Annotated in this window: 19 protein-coding genes and 1 riboswitch; of the genes, 1 reads left to right on the forward strand and 18 read right to left on the reverse strand. The window is 33.6% G+C overall.

Going from position 1 to position 19,766, the window contains the following annotated elements; all coding sequences use genetic code 11:
• Positions 1 to 6: 6 nt before the first annotated feature.
• The 5 genes from CPG45_RS02805 to CPG45_RS02825 form a co-directional block, all read right to left on the reverse strand.
• The gene (locus CPG45_RS02805; RefSeq protein WP_096230527.1) at positions 7 to 1,149 is read right to left on the reverse strand and encodes an acyl-CoA dehydrogenase; all 1,143 of its coding nucleotides are present in this window, start codon (positions 1,147 to 1,149) and stop codon (positions 7 to 9) included.
• 44 nt (positions 1,150 to 1,193) lie between these two features.
• A complete protein-coding gene (locus tag CPG45_RS02810) occupies positions 1,194 to 1,976 on the reverse strand; it encodes a short-chain-enoyl-CoA hydratase (RefSeq protein ID WP_096230528.1) in 783 nt (260 codons plus the stop codon).
• A gap of 191 nt (positions 1,977 to 2,167) precedes the next feature.
• On the reverse strand, positions 2,168 to 2,827 hold the full coding sequence (locus CPG45_RS02815) for a redox-sensing transcriptional repressor Rex (protein ID WP_096230529.1): 660 nt from the start codon (positions 2,825 to 2,827) through the stop codon (positions 2,168 to 2,170).
• A 73-nt stretch (positions 2,828 to 2,900) separates the two neighbouring features.
• Positions 2,901 to 3,614, reverse strand: a complete 714-nt coding sequence (locus CPG45_RS02820; protein ID WP_096230530.1) for an OmpA/MotB family protein — start codon at positions 3,612 to 3,614, stop codon at positions 2,901 to 2,903.
• The gene (locus CPG45_RS02825; RefSeq protein ID WP_096230531.1) at positions 3,601 to 4,413 is read right to left on the reverse strand and encodes a flagellar motor protein; all 813 of its coding nucleotides are present in this window, start codon (positions 4,411 to 4,413) and stop codon (positions 3,601 to 3,603) included. Before CPG45_RS02825 ends, CPG45_RS02820 begins: the two co-directional genes overlap by 14 nt.
• 125 nt (positions 4,414 to 4,538) lie before the next feature.
• On the opposite strand from CPG45_RS02825, the gene abc-f reads away from it, so the two are divergent.
• Positions 4,539 to 6,431 carry a ribosomal protection-like ABC-F family protein gene (abc-f, locus tag CPG45_RS02830; RefSeq protein ID WP_096230532.1) on the forward strand — a complete coding sequence of 631 codons (1,893 nt, stop codon included), beginning with the start codon at positions 4,539 to 4,541 and terminating at the stop codon, positions 6,429 to 6,431.
• Positions 6,432 to 6,441: 10 nt separating this feature from the next.
• On the opposite strand, the gene CPG45_RS02835 is transcribed toward abc-f, so the two are convergent.
• The 13 genes from CPG45_RS02835 to prfB form a co-directional block, all read right to left on the reverse strand.
• Positions 6,442 to 7,392 (reverse strand): D-2-hydroxyacid dehydrogenase, encoded by a 951-nt coding sequence (locus CPG45_RS02835; protein ID WP_096230533.1) that lies wholly within the window; start codon positions 7,390 to 7,392, stop codon positions 6,442 to 6,444.
• A 218-nt stretch (positions 7,393 to 7,610) separates the two neighbouring features.
• Positions 7,611 to 8,630 (reverse strand): tRNA (adenosine(37)-N6)-threonylcarbamoyltransferase complex transferase subunit TsaD, encoded by a 1,020-nt coding sequence (tsaD, locus tag CPG45_RS02840; protein WP_096230534.1) that lies wholly within the window; start codon positions 8,628 to 8,630, stop codon positions 7,611 to 7,613.
• 11 nt (positions 8,631 to 8,641) lie between these two features.
• Entirely contained in the window at positions 8,642 to 9,088 is a 447-nt protein-coding gene (rimI, locus tag CPG45_RS02845; protein WP_096230535.1) for a ribosomal protein S18-alanine N-acetyltransferase, read from the reverse strand.
• 39 nt (positions 9,089 to 9,127) lie between these two features.
• Positions 9,128 to 9,811 carry a tRNA (adenosine(37)-N6)-threonylcarbamoyltransferase complex dimerization subunit type 1 TsaB gene (gene tsaB / locus CPG45_RS02850; RefSeq protein WP_096230536.1) on the reverse strand — a complete coding sequence of 228 codons (684 nt, stop codon included), beginning with the start codon at positions 9,809 to 9,811 and terminating at the stop codon, positions 9,128 to 9,130.
• Positions 9,811 to 10,269, reverse strand: coding sequence for a tRNA (adenosine(37)-N6)-threonylcarbamoyltransferase complex ATPase subunit type 1 TsaE (tsaE, locus tag CPG45_RS02855; protein ID WP_096230537.1), 459 nt, complete (start codon positions 10,267 to 10,269; stop codon positions 9,811 to 9,813). Before tsaE ends, tsaB begins: the two co-directional genes overlap by 1 nt.
• A gap of 117 nt (positions 10,270 to 10,386) precedes the next feature.
• Positions 10,387 to 10,971: an ECF transporter S component gene (locus tag CPG45_RS02860; protein WP_096230538.1), complete on the reverse strand. Its 585-nt coding sequence runs from the start codon at positions 10,969 to 10,971 to the stop codon at positions 10,387 to 10,389.
• Between the two features lie 64 nt (positions 10,972 to 11,035).
• Positions 11,036 to 11,162, reverse strand: a riboswitch (FMN riboswitch).
• Between the two features lie 92 nt (positions 11,163 to 11,254).
• On the reverse strand, positions 11,255 to 12,196 hold the full coding sequence (gene arcC, locus CPG45_RS02865) for a carbamate kinase (RefSeq protein ID WP_096230539.1): 942 nt from the start codon (positions 12,194 to 12,196) through the stop codon (positions 11,255 to 11,257).
• Between the two features lie 116 nt (positions 12,197 to 12,312).
• Positions 12,313 to 13,254, reverse strand: coding sequence for an ornithine carbamoyltransferase (gene argF, locus CPG45_RS02870; RefSeq protein ID WP_096230540.1), 942 nt, complete (start codon positions 13,252 to 13,254; stop codon positions 12,313 to 12,315).
• Between the two features lie 64 nt (positions 13,255 to 13,318).
• Positions 13,319 to 14,476 (reverse strand): amidohydrolase, encoded by a 1,158-nt coding sequence (locus CPG45_RS02875; RefSeq protein ID WP_096230541.1) that lies wholly within the window; start codon positions 14,474 to 14,476, stop codon positions 13,319 to 13,321.
• Positions 14,477 to 14,709: 233 nt separating this feature from the next.
• Entirely contained in the window at positions 14,710 to 15,399 is a 690-nt protein-coding gene (locus tag CPG45_RS02880) for a TVP38/TMEM64 family protein (RefSeq protein WP_096230542.1), read from the reverse strand.
• Positions 15,400 to 15,423: 24 nt separating this feature from the next.
• Positions 15,424 to 16,182, reverse strand: a complete 759-nt coding sequence (gene prpE, locus CPG45_RS02885; protein ID WP_096230543.1) for a bis(5'-nucleosyl)-tetraphosphatase PrpE — start codon at positions 16,180 to 16,182, stop codon at positions 15,424 to 15,426.
• 248 nt (positions 16,183 to 16,430) lie between these two features.
• The gene (locus tag CPG45_RS02890; RefSeq protein ID WP_096230544.1) at positions 16,431 to 18,569 is read right to left on the reverse strand and encodes a Tex family protein; all 2,139 of its coding nucleotides are present in this window, start codon (positions 18,567 to 18,569) and stop codon (positions 16,431 to 16,433) included.
• 48 nt (positions 18,570 to 18,617) lie between these two features.
• Positions 18,618 to 19,716 (reverse strand): peptide chain release factor 2 gene (gene prfB, locus CPG45_RS02895; RefSeq protein WP_096230545.1). Its coding sequence is split into 2 segments (ribosomal slippage): positions 18,618 to 19,646 and positions 19,648 to 19,716, totalling 1,098 coding nucleotides; the frame shifts between segments, so codons are not numbered across the junction.
• Between the last annotated feature and the right edge of the window lie 50 nt (positions 19,717 to 19,766).

Here is a 19,766-nt window from a genome sequence, read left to right on the forward strand (position 1 = left end):
ACCTCCTTACATTTTCAATAGGTTACCGGAAATAACCATTTTTTGAACTTCCGATGTACCTTCGTAAATTTCTGTAATCTTTGCATCTCTCATAAATCTTTCTACTGGATAGTCCTTAGTAAATCCGTAACCACCAAATATCTGCACTGTCTTTGTCGCAACAAACATTGCCGTCTCCGATGCATAAAGTTTTGCCATAGCTGCTTCCATTGTATATGGGAGACCTGTCTGTTTTCTCCATGCTGCATTGTACACAAGCCATCTTGCAGCATTTATACGAGTAGCCATGTCTGCTATATACCATTGTATACCTTGGAATTTCCCTATTGGTCTTCCAAACTGCTGTCTTTCTTTTGCATATTTTATTTCTTCATCAAGTGAAGCCTGTGCTATGCCAAGTGCCTGTGCAGCTATTCCTATTCTTCCTCCATCAAGTGTAGCCATTGCGATTTTAAAACCTTGTCCTTCTTTGCCAAGGAGGTTTTCCTTTGGAACTATGCAGTCTTCAAAAACAAGTTCTGCTGTTGATGATGCTCTAATACCCATCTTTTCTTCAATTTTGCCAATGCTAAAGCCAAGGAAATCTTTCTCAACTATAAATGCACTTATGCCTCTTGTTCCTTTAGATTTATCTGTCATGGCAAAAATTATATATATATCAGCTTTTCCTCCATTTGTTATAAATATCTTTGATCCGTTAAGTACATAATGGTCACCATCAAGAACCGCTGTTGTTTGTTGTCCCGATGCATCTGTACCTGCATTAGGTTCTGTAAGACCGAAGGCACCAAGTTTTTCACCCTTTGCAAGTGGAACTAAATATTTTCTCTTCTGTTCTTCAGTACCCCATTGATATATAGGGAAACTTCCAAGTGAAGTATGTGCTGAAAGAATTACGCCGGTTGTTGCACATGCCCTTGATAATTCTTCAACTGCAATAATATAGCTCAAGTAATCTCCGCCTGCACCACCGTATTCCTCAGGATATGGGATACCCATCATATCATTTTGAGCCATCTTTTTTACTGTATCCCATGGAAATTCTTCTGTAATATCTATTTCTTTAGCTTTTGGAGCAACTTCTTTTTCAGCAAATTCGCGTACTACTTTTCTGACCATCTCTTGCTCCTTTGTCAATGAAAAATCCATAAAATTGCCTCCTTATTGATATTTTAATAGCAAACAATTATGCTTTATTTGCCTTCAAATTTTGGTGTTCTCTTCTCAAGAAATGCACCCATTCCTTCTTTTTGGTCATTTGTCGAGAAACATAATGCAAAAGCATCTGCTTCAATTGTGTTTCCTGTATCAATATCTGTTTCAATACCTTTGTTTATAGCTTCTTTTGCAAGTTTTATTGCTAATTGTCCTTTAGACATAATTTTTTGTGCAATCTTCTTTGCTTCATTAATAAGCTCTGATTGTTCAACCACTTTTGATACAAGCCCTATATTATAAGCTTCTTCTGCGTTAATCATATCACCGGTAAAAATAAGTTCCTTTGCTTTTGATGTGCCTACAAGACGTGGAAGCCTTTGAGTACCTGAAAAACCAGGTATTATTCCAAGACCAACCTCAGGTTGACCAAATTTGGCATTCTTACTTGCAATTCGTATATCACATGCCATAGATAGCTCGCACCCACCACCGAGAGCAAATCCATTAACAGCCGCAATAACTGGCTTACTAAGTAATTCTATTTCTCTAAACACATGTTGTCCAAATTCAGAGAATTTTTTAGCTTCAACTGGCGTCATTTTACTCATTTCAGCGATATCAGCACCAGCTACAAAAGCCTTTTCACCACCGCCTGTTATTATGACAGCCTTTATTTCTTCATCATTTCTTGCTGAATTCAATAGACATTCAAGCTCTTTTAATGTCTCATAGTTCAAGGCATTTAAAGCCTTTGGGCGCTCTATCGTAATTAAAGCAATGCCATCTTCTTTTTTTAATGAAACATTCTTATAATCCATAAATATCCTCCTTTACATCTTTTTATTTAAATCTGCTCATAAGAATAATATGCAAAAAACGTGCCAGCTTGAAATGATGAATTGAAGTAAACGCTATATTTGTTATACATTTAACAACTACAGTTAATATTATATAACAATAAAATTTAAAAAGCAATTATAAAAAAAATAAATGGATAAAAAATATCCATTTATTTTTCTTCATTGTTCTTTTTTAGCAATTCGTCTTCGTTTAATCGATATGATAAAGTCAAGAGACTATCACTTAAGTGGACATTTTCAAGTATTACGTCATTAGGAACATCTAAATCAATAGGAGAAAAGTTCCAAATAGCTCTAACTCCTGCTTTTACAAGCCTATTAGCCATTATTTGTGAATTGTCTTTCGGTATACAAAGGATAGCAATATCAATTCTATTGTTTGATAAAAAACTTTCTAAGTTGTCAACATCCATAATTTCAATATCTCTTATTTTCAGTCCAAAGAGCTTAGGGTTAATATCAAATATACCCTTTAAGTTAAATCCGGTTCTTTCAAAATTCGTATAATTGGCAATAGCCTGTCCAAGATTCCCAGCTCCTATTATAATTGTGCTGTACGACTTATCAAGTCCTAATATTCTTGTTAGAGTATTATACAATTCTTCCACATTGTACCCATATCCTTGCTGTCCAAAGCCACCATAATTATTTAGATCCTGTCTTATTTGAGATGCGGTAACACCCATCTTTTCGCTTAATTCCTTTGATGATATCCTTTTTATATCATTTTTCAAAAGTTCTTCTAAGTATCTATGATAACGCGGAAGTCTTCTAACGACAGCCATGGATACGATTGTCTTTTTCGTCATAAAATCACCTCAGATATCGTATCATATAATAAAATTATATGATTTTGTAAATAATTTGTCAAGTTGGCAATAGTTATTTATTTGGCTCCCATTTATTATAGTCTGTATTCATAATAACAATATCTACTCTTCTATTAAGCTGTCTATTTTTGTCATTATCATTCGGAACAATGGGCCTATACTCACCATATCCGACAACAGAAATCTTTTTTGGATCCATGTTAACATCATCTACAAGTATTTTAACGACATTTGTAGCCCTTATAACAGATAATTCCCAATTTGAATGAAATTTATCATTGTTAATTGGTACATCATCTGTATATCCTTCGACTCTTATATAATTTGGCATCGTTTTAAGCATGTTGCCAATCCTCATTAGGGTAGTTTTTTGTTCTGGTTTTATATCTGCAGAACCAGTATCAAATAATAATGCATCATTGAGGCTTATTACAAGTCCCCTTTCATCTATCTTGTATGTTACCATATTTTGGAGATTATTCTGTTTTATAAATTCATTCAGTTTTATTTCGATGTTATTTTCGTTATTATTTGATTGTATGCTATTAATTATACTATTACCGCTATATTGTCCTATGACATAATTAGTCCCTTCGAAAGTTTTATTAAGTGATGTCGCAACTTGTAAAAATTTAGTTGAGTTGACACTGCTTATAGTATAAAGAAGTATAAAAAATATCATCAACAATGTAATCATGTCAGAATATGTAAGAAGCCATCTTTCTTTATTTGTCTTTTGGTCATTATCATCATCATACTTTCTCATCGGATATGTCACCTTTCAAATCTGAAGTATTTTCATTTATCACATGTTCCACCATAAAGGTTTTTAGTTTCTTCTCAACTATCTTTGGATTTTCTCCAGCCTGTAATGAGAGACTACCTTCTAAAATAATTTCTTTTTCTGTCCTTTTTACTGAAGCTTTATTTCTAAGTTTCAGACCTATTGGAAGCCATACGAAATTTGCCATTCCAACGCCATACAATGTTGCAATAAAAGCAACAGCGATTGCCGGTCCAAGCTTATCCGGTTCGCTCAAACTTCCAAGAACATGTACAAGTCCCATAACAGTACCAATTATCCCCATTGTCGGAGAATAACCGCCAGCGGATTCAAAGATTCCAGCTTCTTTTTTCATAGCTGTATCTTCTATGTATATCTTATTTTCCATTGTAGTTTTAATGAGTTCAATGTCCGCACCATCTACTACCAGTTCAAGACATTCTTTTAAAATAGGATCAAAGTTTTTTATTTCATCAGATTGTATCTCTTGCTCGAGGCTTAAAAGTCCTTCACTCCTGGCCTTCTGTGAAAGATATACAAAGTATTTAATTATATCTAAATAATTATCGTTCTCTTCTTTAAATGCCTTGCCAATAAGCTTTGGTATCTTTAATATATCCTTCATAGAATATGATACCATTGTAGCACCAAGTGTGCCTCCTAAAACAATAATAGCCGCTGATAAGCCTACTAGCGAAGCAACTACACCGCCTTCTAATGTAAATGCAAGAATCAGTGAACCAATACCAATTATAATTCCTAATAATGTCGCAAAATCCATAGTTATTCCCCTCTCTAATTCACCTTATGTATAATATCGACATTATCATGATAAAAATTAAATACTACAAAACTTTAAATTATATATAATCTTTGATATATTTATTATAACAGGAGGAATAATAAATGGCTATAATAACAGTAAATAATATAAGTATTTCATATGGCATCGATACTATATTAGAAAATATATCATTCATAGTAAATGAAGGGGACAGAATAGGTATCGTTGGTGACAATGGTGCAGGCAAATCAACATTATTTAAAATATTAGTAGGTAATTTAGAGCCTGATACAGGAAGTATATCGATGCCACAGATTAAACCAGGATATCTTGAGCAAAATGCATATATTTCAAGTTCTCAATCCATATACAACGAAGTCAAAACCGTATTTAATGATGTTTTTGAACTTGAAAGAAATATAAAAGATTTAGAAAATAAAATTGCAAACACTAAAGATGGAAACGAATTAAATAAACTTCTTGAAGAATATTCTAATTTAATAGACGAATACAATAAAAATGAAGGGTATTCTGTCGACAGTAAAGTAAGAGGTGTTTTAATCGGCTTAGGGTTTCTGCCATCTCAGTTTGATACATCTGTTTCAGTATTAAGTGGTGGACAGAAGACAAGGCTAATGTTGGCTAAGACATTATTAAAAAATCCAGATGTACTTCTTTTAGACGAGCCGACAAACCACCTTGATATACCATCTATTGAATGGCTTGAACAATATTTAAGGTTTTATAAAGGTACAGTAATGGTAATATCCCATGATAGGTTTTTCCTCGACAAGGTTGCTAACCGCATCTTTGAAATTGAGAATAAAACTTTAAAAGCTTATGACGGCAATTATTCAGAATACCTAAGAAAAAAGAATGAAGAATTAAATATAATGATGAAGGCTTATGAAGAACAGCAAAAAGAAATCAAAAGAATTCAAGAAATGATAATGATACAAAAAAACCGTCGCCGCGAAAAGTCAGTTAAAATGGCTGAAAGTAAACAAAAAATGTTGAATAGAATGGAAAAGATTGAAAAGCCTATAATAAACAATAATTCTATTAAATTATCATTTGATTTTGACGAAAAAAGCGGCAATGATGTCCTTAAAGTTGCTAATTTATCATTGAGTTTTGAAAAGCCAATATTTCATGATGTAAGCTTTGAAGTCCTAAAGGGAGACAGAATCGCAATACTCGGGCCAAATGGCGTAGGAAAGACATCTTTGCTAAAGATTATATTGGGAATTTTAGATAAATACGATGGAACTGTAAGCTTTGGTACAAATGTTGTGACAGGATATTATGAACAAGAACTAACAAATCTAAATAATGATAAAACAGTAATTGATGAGATATGGGATGAAAATCCATATCTTACTCAAACTGAAATAAGAACATTATTAGGATCATTCCTTTTTAGTGGCGATGATGTGTTTAAAACAATTGACAAATTAAGCGGTGGTGAAAAAGCCCGCATATCTTTATTAAAACTTATTTTGTCAAAAGCAAATTTTCTTCTAATGGATGAACCAACAAACCACCTCGATTTAAAATCTAAGGAAGTCCTTGAAAAAGCCTTACTTGATTATGACGGTACACTGTTATTTGTATCCCATGACAGATACTTTATCGATAAAATAGCTACAAAAGTTTTAGAACTTTCAAGTGATGGTATTACAGAATACTATGGAAATTATTCATACTATCTTGAAAAGAAAAGCGAAAATAATAGTTATCAAGAAGAGGCTGAGAAAAAGACGAAGACGCAAATAAAAAATGAAAAAGTTCGTGAAAAGTTAAAACAAAAAGTAGCTAAAAAGCAAAAGGAGTATATTAATAGCATAGAAAATAAGATTATTGAAATTGAAGATAGGATAAAAGAGTTAGAAGAAAAAATGTGCGATCCAGAAATATATAAAAATGGCGAGATTGTGAAAACACAAAAAGAATACAATAATTTAAAGGAAAAGCTAAATAATTTATATGATGAATGGGAAAATTTAAGCGGGTAAGATACCCGCTTTAATACTGTCTACTTAGATCTATAAGATTGATAAATTCACCTTCAGACAAATATGCCTTTAAATTGCTTTTTATAATTTCAAGTGCTCTTTTCATATAATATGGCGAAATTCCCGCCATATGAGGCGTTATTATCACATTTTCCATGTCCCATAGAGGACTATTCTTAGGCAATGGCTCTTCTTCAAATACATCTAAGGCAGCACCTTCTATCTTTTTATTTTTTAGTGCGTCTATTAAAGCCTTTTCATCTACTACTCTGCCTCTTCCAATATTTATAAAATACGAGCCTTCCCTCATATTTTCAAAAAATTCCTTATTTAGCATGTGATATGTGTCATCAGTAAGTGGAAGAGCACATATGACATAATCTGATTTTGATACAGCTTTAAGCAAATCTTCATCATTATACATTTCATCAATAAATTTAGATGGTTTACCTGATCTTCTAACACCTATTGTTTTCATTCCAAATTCTTTTGAAAGTCTTGCGATTTCTTCTCCTATACTTCCAATACCTATAATACAAATTGTTTTCCCAAAAAGCTCTGAAACTCTAATTGAGCGATCCCACTCTTTATTTAACTGCTTTCTCAAAAAGGTATTTAAGCCTCTTTCAAACATAAGCATATATCCTAAAACTTGTTCTGATATTTGGTATTTATGGACGCCCCTAGAATTTGTTAATATTATCCCACGTTCTTTTAATGTCTTAAATGGCATATTATCGGCACCGGCGCTCAATAGGTGAATCCATTTTAACTTATCTGCTTTTTTGATAAGTTCAATGTCTACATCGCCATCGTAGCATATCAATATCTCTGTATTATTAATATATTTTTCAGCATCTTCCCGTCCATCTACACTGACCACATAAAATTGATTAACATAATTTTTAATCTCCTCTAAGTACTTTTTATTGACTTTTGATAAAAAAAGTATATTGTTCATAATGCACCACCTATATAATAAATATTCTCTATAGAAAGCGATATTCCTCCATATCAATAAAATAACGTACTTTTATTATATTAAATTTTTATTCCATTTCATTACATATAATCCAAAGTATTAAAGTTAATCACAATATCCACAAAGTTATCCACAGCTATAACAACATACTGTCAAAGCTCTATAGACATTTTTCCACAAAGTTCACATCTTTTTCGTCAACAATTAAAAAGTTTTAAATAAGGAATGGCATTTAAGTCTAGCCCTGACGTTTTTCCGCGAACAAAGTCAAAATATCCAGCACTTGCTATCATTGCACCATTATCAGTACAAAAAATTTGCTTAGGATAATGCAGTAGGAATCCTTCCTCCTTAGCTATTTCATCAAGCCTTGCCCTTAAGAGGCTATTTGATGCAACACCACCGGCAATGGAAATCTTTTTTAAGTTTTTATATTTAGCGGCTTTAACAAGCTTATATGTTAAGACATCAACTACATTTTTTTGAAAGCTTGCAGCATAATCGGCAATATTTATTGAATACCCTTTTTGCTTTTCATGATTGAGCTGATTTATTACAGCTGTCTTTAATCCACTAAAACTGAAGTCGAAGTTATCTTTTTCCATGAAAGATTTGGGAAACTTATACTTTTCAGGATCTCCTTCTTTCGCTATTTTGTCGATTTTAGGGCCTCCTGGATAGCCAAGCCCTAAGGCTCTTGCAACTTTGTCAAAGGCTTCACCAGCAGCATCATCAACGGTCCTTCCTAAAACTTCATAAACTCCATAGTCTTTTACATGAACAATGTGACTATGTCCGCCAGATGCTATTAAGCAAATAAATGGTGGTTCAAAGTCACCACCAAGATAATTAGCTGAAATATGTCCTTCGATATGATTTACACCAACAAAAGGCAATCCTTTTCCATATGCCAGCGCTTTTCCATATGAAAGTCCTACTAGTAATGCACCGACGAGTCCAGGTCCATATGTTGCGGCAACAACATTTACATCGTCAAGCGTAATATATGCATCATCAAGCGCTTTTGTCACAACTTCTCCTATTACTTCTATATGATTCCTCGATGCTATCTCAGGTACTACACCACCGTATTTTTTATGTATTTCTATCTGAGAATATATTACATTCGACATTACATACTTGCCATTTTCGACGATGCTCGCCGATGTTTCATCACAAGATGTTTCAATTCCTAATACAAGTAAATCCTGATGCATAAAATACCTCCTTACATATCGTATTTCCACATTATTATTGCATCCTCATTATTGTCCTGATAATAACCTCTTCTCTTTCCTACAGGTCTAAATCCATATTTTTTATACAATGATTGTGCTATAAAGTTTGTTGCCCTAACTTCCAGCGTCATGGAGGTGATTCCCTTTTTCTTTGCCAAATTAATGAGTCCTTCGACAATCGCAGAACCGATTCCCAATCCTCTAAAATCAGGATGTACCGCAATATTTGTTATATGGCCTTCATCAATAACAACCCAAAAACCGCCATATCCGACCGTTTTGCCATCAACTTCGGCTACAATATAGTGTGCACATTTATTTTTTGTTATCTCCATTAAAAAAGATTCTCTTGTCCACGGTACTGAAAAGCATAAATTTTCTATCTCTAAAACCTTATCAATATCGCATTTTTTCATGCAACGAATATTAATCAACATATATAAATTCAACCCCTCATTACTTTTAAAGAATATTTATTATTTAGTGTTTTCTAAAACTGCCGGTTTTCTTATATAATATGGTTTAAAATCTATATATGTGTTTAATTCGTCACATTTGATTTTCTCTATAGCTTGAATACCTATCGACGATGCCCTAGCTATATTATCAACAGATGATGCAAAAAATGTATTAAAATCATATTTTTTATTTAAAAATTCTTTATATGATGTAACACCATCACCAATATACATAACATCTGAGTTATAATTTTTAATTATATCAGGTAAGTCTTTAGCCTTCATGAGGATCGTATCAGATAGCTTTTTAAGTTCATTGCCACCTCTATAAAAAGATGTATACACATAGCCTCTTAACGCATCAATAACAGGGCATATTATGCCTTTAAATTCACTAACATTAAATGCAAGACCGTCAAGGGAAGACACACCAACAATAGGTACACTCAATGCCTGTGCAAGCCCCTTTGCTGTAGCAGCTCCAATTCTAAGCCCTGTAAACGAACCGGGTCCTTCGCATACTGCAATATGCGTTATTTCTTCTTTTTTTGTTTCAGCCATTTTAAGTATTTCATCGATCATAGGCATTAATATTACCGAATGCCTTAAATGATTTATTGAAAATTCACCTATTACACCTTCTTCATCAACAATAGCGACGGTGGCTGTCTTTGAGGAAGAATCTATAGCAAGTATCTTCATCATTTCATCTCCTTAAGTATATCTTCATACTTTTTCCCGCAAGGCGCAATTTCTATAACTCTTTCATCATCGGTAGAACCTGAATCTATATGTACGTAAAGATATTCTTTGGGAATAAGCGGTTTTATTTTTTCAGGCCACTCTATAACACAAACACCATTGCCGTAAAAATACTCCTCATAACCTATATCGTATAATTCCGTATAATCCTCTATCCTGTAAACATCAAAATGGTATAATGGTGTATTGCCCATATGTTCATTCACAATCATAAATGTCGGGCTTGTCACATAATCTAAAATCCCCATACCTTTTGCAATACCTTTTGTTAAAACAGTTTTACCGGTACCGAGATTTCCTGAAAGTAATACTATATCACCTTTTTTTAATAATTTTCCTAGTTTAACACCCAAATTTTCGGTTTCTTTAGCATTTTTTGTTGCAATTTTTATTTTCATATTTTACACCACCATAAATTTTATACAATTATTATATACCAAGTATAACACAAATCAAACGCATAGTATGCCAATAAAAAAAGCGGATAAAATCCGCCATTTTAAATAATTCTTAATTTACATATGCAACATTGGTGAAAGCTTTTTGTATATAAGGAATGTAATAAGCGATAGTACAAGTCCTTTTAGTATATTAAATGGAAATATGCCATATGATATGAGTGTCTTCAAATCAACAATATGACTATTGGCAGTTTTTCCCATCCCGATAATGGCACTTAGCGGCCATCCCATAATTTTTTGATATAACGGCAAAAATACATAATAATTGAGTATTGAACCTGCAAAAGCCATGGCAATTGTTCCAACCAGCATTGCAATTAATGCAACTTTTTTCGATTTATTTTTCTTGTAGATAGTTCCTACAGTATAAACAAATATTGAGCCTACAATAAAATTTGCGATCTCTCCGATACCACCTGTCTGGCTTACAGGTAAATGTATTACGTTTTTAACAATCTCTACAAAAATACCATATATGGGTCCTAATGCAAAGGATGCTAAAAGCGGTGGTATATCGCTGAAATCGAATTTTAGAAAACTGGGAAATAATGGTACCTGGAACTCAAGGTACATAAGTACAAATGCAATTGCCGACAATAACCCCACAGTTACTATTACTCTTGTTTTACTATACTCCATAATAACCCCTCCATATCAAAAATCCTGAAGAATATATCTTCAGGATTTTGTATCACAATAAAAATAAAATCTTCTTTCCTCCAGACTTTACTGTCGGCCTTGGAATCACACCAAGTCCACCGCTTCCGCGGGTCGCGGGCTTGCTTTTGCTTACCGCCGGTCGGGAATTTCACCCTGCCCTGAAGATATTCTTTATTATTTATTTATTTCAACATATATTTTTTCACAAAAATATCATTTTGTCAAGATAATTTTTATCCTTCCTTTAAGAATTCTAATTCAATCAACTTTTTATAACAGTCCCTGCTCTTCCAGAAAGTGCATCAGAAGCCTTTTCCAATGATGTTATTATCGCTTTTCTTCCAGGTTTTGATTTTGCAAATCTTATGGAAGCCTTTACTTTCGGCAACATGCTACCCGGTACAAATTGGCCTTCATCTAAATATTTTTGTGCTTCTTCTACAGAAATCTCACCGAGTGCTTTTTCATTAGGTTTTTTATAATTGATATAGACTTTTTCAACAGCGGTAAGTATCAAAAGAATATCTGCATTTATATCCTCCGCAAGTTTTTCAGATGCAAGGTCTTTATCAATAACAGCGGCAACTCCCCTCAAGCTTCCATTTTCTCTAATAACAGGTATACCACCGCCACCTGCTGTTATTACTATAACACCATTATTCTCAAGAAGTTTTATCGTTTTAAGTTCTACGATCTCTTTAGGGTCAGGTGATGCAACTACTCTTCTATAACCTCTTCCACTGTCTTCTACCATTTCATAGCCCTTGCACTTTTTAAGTATTTCGGCTTCTTCTTTTGAATAAAATGGTCCTATTGGTTTTGTTGGTTTCAAAAAAGCCGGATCATTTTTATCAACTACAACCTGTGTAACAATTGTTGCAACATCTCTATCTATATTTCTCTCCTTAAAAACTTCTCCAAGGCATTGCTGTATCATATATCCTATCATACCTTGACTTTCAGCACCACATACATCAAATGGCATGGCAGGTATTACATTTGAAGCTGTTTCATTTTGTATTACAATATTACCAACCTGCGGGCCATTTCCATGTGTTATTATGATAGAATAGCCTTTTTCTATTATATCTACAATATATCCTGCTGTCCTTTTAACGACATCAAGCTGAGCTTCCGCAGTAGGCGGAGTATTTTTATCCTGCAAAGCATTTCCCCCAAGTGCTATAACTACTTTTTCCTCCATGTTATCCTCCTACATAAGCAATTAATAACATTCTACATTATATCATTTTATTCATGTTTTGAATAGTAGAAAAATAAATATCCGAACACATATTGCTCGGATATCTTCTTATAAATTTATAGCATTGTAGCAAGCATTACAGCCTTTATCGTATGTTTTCGATTTTCAGCTTCATCCCATACCCTCGATTGTTTTCCTTCTATTACATCAAGTGTCACTTCCTGACCCTTTATCGCCGGTAAACAATGAAGGAATATAGTATCATCTCTTCCCGTCTTTCTCATTAAATCTTCATTAACCTGAAATGGCCTTAGCAATGCTTCTCTTTCCTTCTGTTTGGCTTCTTCCCCCATCGATGCCCATACATCAGTATATATAGCATGTGCACCATCTACACCTTCACCAGGTACATCTGTTATTGTAAAAGTAGCTCCATTCTCCTTTGCCATTTCTTTTACTTCATTTATGTATGCATCAGATGGCCATAGCTCCTTTGGAGAATTTATGACGTAGTCCATACCCATCTTTGCACACCCAATCGCTAATGTATTTGCCATATTATTTCTTCCATCGCCGACAAACACTAACTTAGTGCCCTTAAGAAATCCAAACTCCTCTTCGACAGTCATGAGGTCTGCTAAAACCTGTGTTGGATGATATTCATCAGTTAGTCCATTGAATACTGGTATACCAGAATATTTTGCAAGTGCTTCAACAGTGCTTTGCTTAAAACCCCTAAATTCTATTGCATCAAACATCCTTCCAAGGACTCTTGCAGTGTCTTCTATTGATTCTTTCGCACCAAGCTGAATATCATCTGTCGACAAAAATACTGGATATCCACCTTCCTCACCAAAAGCCGTCTCAAATGCACATCTCGTCCTTGTTGAACGCTTTTCAAATATCAGCGCAATTGTTTTACCAAGAAATCTCTGATGAACAATCCCTGCTCTTCTTTCAGCTTTTACTTCTTTCGCAATGTCAAGAAGGTATCTTATCTCTTGCGGCGTATAGTCTTTTAATGTTAATAAGCATCTGCCTTTTAAATTAAATGCCATTTATTTTCCTCCTTATGTATTCATCTACTTAATTTTATATTATTAATAATTCATAGTAAAGACTTTATGCTTTATATACTATTTCACCATTTATAAATACATATTTAGTCTTTGTTTTTATTTCAATCGGGCTTCCATCAAAAACCGCAATATCGGCGTCTTTGCCCTTTTCAATGCTTCCAACTCTATCAGATATACCTACAATCTTTGCGGGATTTATCGTTATTGCCTTCAAAGCCTCCATCTCATCCATTCCTTCTTTTACTGCAAGTCCAGCACATATTGGTAGATAATTTAGTGGTATCACCGGATGATCTGTCATAATTGCCACATCTAGGCCTGCTTTTGATAAGATTCCCGGTGTCTTAAATGTAAGATTTATAAGTTCTATCTTTGACCTCTCAGAAAGAGATGGCCCAACAATTACTTTTGCATTTTCCTTTACGAGATAATCTGCGATTAGGTGTCCTTCTGTACAATGGTCAAGTGTTATATCAACATTAAATTCCTTCGCAATCCTTAGTGCCGTAAATATATCATCAGCTCTATGGGCATGAGCCTTTAGAGGTATTTCATGCTTTAATACTTTTACTAAAGCCTCAAGTCCCAAATCCCTACTAGGTCTTTTCTCATCATCATCAGCATACTTCTCCATATTTTCCATATATTCCTGTGCTTTTATAAGTTCTTGTCTTAATAATGCTGCAACAGCCATTCTTGTAGTCGGCATTTTATGTTGTTCATTGTATACCGTCTTTGGATTTTCGCCAAAGGCAACTTTAACTGCTACAGGTGCCTTTATTATCATATCATCTATTCTTTTACCATATGTTTTTATCGCCGCAAATTGTCCTCCTATTACATTGGCACTACCAGGCCCTGTAACTGCAGTCGTTACACCAGCTTCGTATGCTTCTTCAAAGTATTTATCCATTGGATTTATCCCGTCGATAGCCCTCATCTGTGGTGTTATAGGATCCGTTGCCTCGTTTCCATCAGCGCCCTCAAATCCCATGGCATTTTCCCACATTCCGAGATGGCAATGAGCATCAATCATACCAGGCATAACAGTAAGACCAGTAACATCAATCACATCAGCATCTAGTGGTGCAATAATATCTTCACCTACATCAAGAATTTTACCATCATCTATAAGTACATCTGCTTTATCATAATTTTTACCTGCCATTGTCAGGACTTTTCCACCTTTTAAAAGATACATTATGTATACCCCCTCAGTGTTTAAGCGCAATGTTATTTTTGCGCCATTAAATGATTTTTCTTGATAAAAGAATCTTAAAAATATTATATCATACAATGAAATGAAATCCATGAAATGATTATCAACATGTGATATAATTTTATTAGCCTTCTTGTGAGAAGAGGTGCATGCCATAAATAATATTATTTTCCATCTACCTAACTATAATATTAAAATTCGTGATATTGTAAACATCATTTATTATAATCTCTTAATTTTTTCATTACCTTATCCTTATTATATAATCCTATAGTAAATAATAATATCGCTATTATTGAGATTATTATAGCTATAGTATAGTTTTTAATTTCCAAGTTTGCACCGATATATGCCGAAATTACAATCCCAGGCAATCTAGCTATAAGTGTTATTATAAAGAAATTAATGAATTTAACAGGTGTTAAACCGGCTATATATGATAGAGCATCCTTAGGAAGTCCTGGTAAAAAAAACAAAAGAAATAATACAAATTCGCCTTTTTCATTGTTTATAATATAATCAAATTTATTTAGCTTTTCCTCTGATAATAAGTTTCTTACAAAGTCAAACCCTAGCAATCGTGCAACAATAAAACATATTAAAGAACCAATGGTAATACCAACTATCGAATATATAGATCCAAAAAATGTGCCGTAGAGATACCCGCCTGCAATCTGGACTACTTCGCCTGGTATCACAAATATCACGACCTGAATTATTTGTATCGCAATAAAAATTAATATACCAACAGTGCCGAAATTTTTTATCCATCTTTCAAATTTTACTGGATTTTTTAAAAGATATGTCAAGTCTTTACCATATGTCAGCAAAATCCACACAAATAAGAAGATAAATGCAATTATCAATATCCCATTTAATATCAATTTTCTTTTGTCTTTTTTCACGGGATTACCCTCCAATTTTTATTATTATATAAACATTGTATTATTATCAATGTCTTTAAATCTACTTTCATCGTATGGCATAGCTGATTTTACATTTACTATTTTTATTTCAGGATATCTTAAAGCAGTCAAGTATCCACCAAATACACAACCTGTATCAATATTTACGGTTTTATTTGTAAATCGCGGCTCTTTAACTGGTGTATGCCCATAAACAACAAAAGAACTTCCCTTATACCTTTTTGCCCAATCAAGCCTTACTGGTGTTCCATCAAGATTTTTCTCACCAGTTATATCACCATATAAGACAAACTGTTTAACCTTATTCCCATAGTATCCGATATAATCTTCACGTATTCCAGCATGTGCAACGACAAGTTTTCTATTGTCAAGTATGAGGTATAGTGGTGCACTTTCGTATAGTTCAGTAAAATGAGCTATAATTATTTGCCTTGTTGTCTCATTTAATTCATTAATTTCGGCAACGGTTGTCTCAAGTCCATGTATTATCTTAACTTTATGGTTTAAAAAATACCTATAAAGTTTATTGCAATGATTTCCAGGTATATACAAAGCATTGCCACTCTTTACATTTTTATAAACTAATTCTATGACACCGACGGAATCCGGCCCTCTGTCTGTTATATCACCAAGAAAAACAAGTTTTCTGCCACTAGGGTGCGTATATACATCATCTTTTAATTTATACCCTAACATATCAATCAGTTTTATTAATTCATCATAACATCCATGAACATCGCCAATAATATCATACGCCGTCAAATTAATACCTCCATAAAGAAATAATATTCTTTATTATTATTCCTCTTTTTAAAAAAGTAATATATAAGTTATATGAACATTATATTTTTTACAAAATATAACATCAATTATATTATAATATAGATTACTTAATAGTTGCAATAAAACTTAAAATAGCAGGTTGTTTTACTCACCTGCTAATCAATGGTCAATTTTTTATGCTATAATTAATGTCAAAATTTTGTAATAATAAAACACACATGCACCTTTTATTTCATTGAAAGGGATATTCTATTTCTATCAATATCTACATCAAGAACTTTCACTTTTACAATATCACCTACAGATACTACATCTAATGGATGTTTAATATAATTTTGTGACATCTCCGATATATGAACGAGCCCATCAGTGTGCACACCTATATCAACAAAGCATCCGAAATCAACAACATTTCTGACTGTACCCATAAGCTCCATACCAGGTTTTAGCTGTTCTATTGTCATTACATCTGACATAAGTATAGGTTTTGGAAGCTCTTCTCTAGGGTCTCTTCCGGGTTTTTTCAGCTCATTTACGATATCTTTTAAAGTTGGTAAGCCTATTTCATATTCTTCTGAGATTTTATTTAACCCATAATCTTCAAGTCTATGAGCAAATTCCCTCAAATTATTAGAATTTAATTCATCTTTTTTATATTTAAACTTTTCAAGTAGTGTATCTAATACTTCATATCTTTCGGGGTGAACTCCTGTCGAATCAAAGATATTATCGCCATTAATTATCCTTAAAAAGCCAGCACATTGAGTAAACGCAGCTTCCCCAAGCCTTTTTACTTTTTTCAGCTGTTTTCGGTCTTTAAATACGCCAATTTCGTTGCGATATTCAACTATATTCTTAGCAATAGATGAATTTATTCCAGATACATATTTTAAAAGTGATACAGATGCCGTATTTAAATCCACACCAACGCTATTAACACAATCCTCGACAACTCCATTTAGTGCCTCACCGAGCATTTTTTGATTTACATCATGCTGATACTGTCCAACACCTATCGATTTTGGATCAATCTTCACAAGTTCTGCAAGCGGATCCTGTAGCCTCCTCGCCATTGATATTGCTCCTCTTAAGCTTACATTGATATCAGGAAATTCCTCCGTTCCAAGTTCTGATGCAGAATAAACCGATGCACCTGCTTCATTTACGATGACATGTTTCAATGACATATCTAACTCTTTAATAAGATCTGCTATGAATTGCTCACTTTCTCGTGATGCTGTACCATTTCCAAGAGATATTAGACCTACATTGTACTTCTCAATTAAATCTTTTAATACCTTTTTAGCACCTTCAATGTCATTTTGCGGTGGTGTGGGATATACCGTTGCAGTATCGAGAAGCTTGCCTGTCACATCAACTACTGCTATTTTACATCCCGTCCTATACGCAGGGTCAAATCCCATTACAACATACCCTTTTACAGGAGGTTGTAGGAGAAGGCTTTTTAGGTTTTGCTTAAATACGCTGATGGCCTTTTCTTCTGCCTTTTCTGTTAGTGTATTTCTAATGTCTCTTTCTATAGATGGTGATATAAGCCTTTTGTATGAATCATTTATAGCATTTATATGATATTCCTTAAAAATTGAATCATTTTTGACATTAGAAGTTATTATGTCATTTATTATCTTGTTAGTATCTACATCAATTTTCACTGAAATAAATTTTTCTCTCTCAGCCCTATTAATAGCCAAAATTCTATGTGATGGTATTTTTTTAACAGCCTCTTTATAGTCATAGTACATCTCATACGGTGATTTTTCTTCTTTCAAAGCTTCTGTTATTATTAATCCATTATTCCACGTGTAATCCCTTATGTATTTTCTTATTTCCGCATTATCTGAAATATCTTCAGCTATTATATCCTGTGCTCCCTGATAGACTTCTTCAATAGTTTGCACATTTTCATTTAAATATTTCAATGCATAATCTTCTGGATTGCCTTCTTTTATGTTTCCATCGGCAATCAATTTAGCTAATCCTTCTAGACCTTTTTCTTTCGCAATAGTTGCCCTTGTTCGTCTTTTGGGTCTGAATGGTCTATATATATCATCAATTTCTTGTAGTGTTTTGCTATTTTCGATTTTTGTTTTTATGTCATCAGTAAGTTTTCCTTGCTCATCGATTAATCTTATTGTATCCTGCTTTTTCTCTTCAAGATTTCTCAAATATGTAAGCCTATCATAAAAATTTCTTAGAACTTCGTCAGAAAGGCTTCCTGTCACTTCTTTTCTGTATCTTGCAATAAATGGTATCGTATTACCTTCATCAATAAGCTTTATAGTATTTAGAACCTGAAAATCCTTTAAATTAAACTCCTGTTTTAAAGTCAAGGTTATCCTATCCATATAATTCTCCTTTATTCTTATATTAAAAGGGATATCAAATGATATCCCTTATGATACTTGCTGCTTCAAATACGCATTGATAAATTCGTCAATATCCCCATCCATTACGGCATTGACATTCCCTACTTCATAATTCGTCCTATGGTCTTTTACAAGTGTATACGGTTGAAATACATAGGACCTTATTTGGTTTCCCCATCCTGCTTCTTTGTGTTCACCTTTTAGGTCATCTATCTTTTCTTTCTGCTCCTTTATCATAAGGTCCATCAATTTTGCCTTAAGCATCTTCATTGCTGTCTCCTTGTTGGATATCTGGGAACGCTCTGATTGACATTGAACGATAATTCCCGTTGGTAAATGCGTTATCCTTATGGCTGATTCAGTCTTATTGACATGCTGGCCACCGGCACCTGATGACCTGTAGGTATCTACTTTTAAATCTTCTGGTCTAATATCTACATGGATGTCGTCATCTATCTCAGGTAAAACTTCAACAAGTGCAAAAGATGTATGCCTTCTACCAGCTGCATCGAATGGAGATATCCTGACTAATCTGTGGACACCAGCTTCACATTTAAGGTATCCGTATGCAAAAGCACCTTTTACCATTATAGTGACATTTTTAACACCTGCATCATCACCGGGCAGATAATCTACTGTTTCAACTTCATAATTTTTTTGAGTAGCCCACCTCATATACATGCGTAAGAGCATCTCTGTCCAATCCTGTGCTTCTGTACCACCTGCACCAGCATGTATAGAAAGTATAGCATTGCTTCTGTCATAAGGTCCACTTAAAAGTGTCTTTATCTTCATCTCTTTTATCCTTTTATCAAGCTCTTTATACTCATGTTCAACCTCATGTGTAAGTGATTCATCATCTTCTTCAAGCCCTAATTCTATCAATGCATTTAAATCTTCCCAAGCTTTTACAAGTGAATTATATTCTGATATAAGCTCTTTTAAGTCTTTAGATTTTTTAGATAGCTCCTGAGATTTCTTAAGGTCATTCCAGAAATCTGGATCTGCCATCTTTTTATCTATTTCTGCAACTTCTCTTTTGGCACCTTCTATGTCAAAGAGAAGCCCCCATTTCGTTTATAGTGTTTATCATATTTGCAACTTCTGCTTTATAATCCTCTAACACCACGTCATCTCCTTTATCTATTTGATAATAATACAGGACACGAAACCATC

The organism is Thermoanaerobacterium sp. RBIITD (assembly GCF_900205865.1).
Taxonomy (GTDB): Bacteria; Bacillota; Thermoanaerobacteria; order Thermoanaerobacterales; family Thermoanaerobacteraceae; genus Thermoanaerobacterium.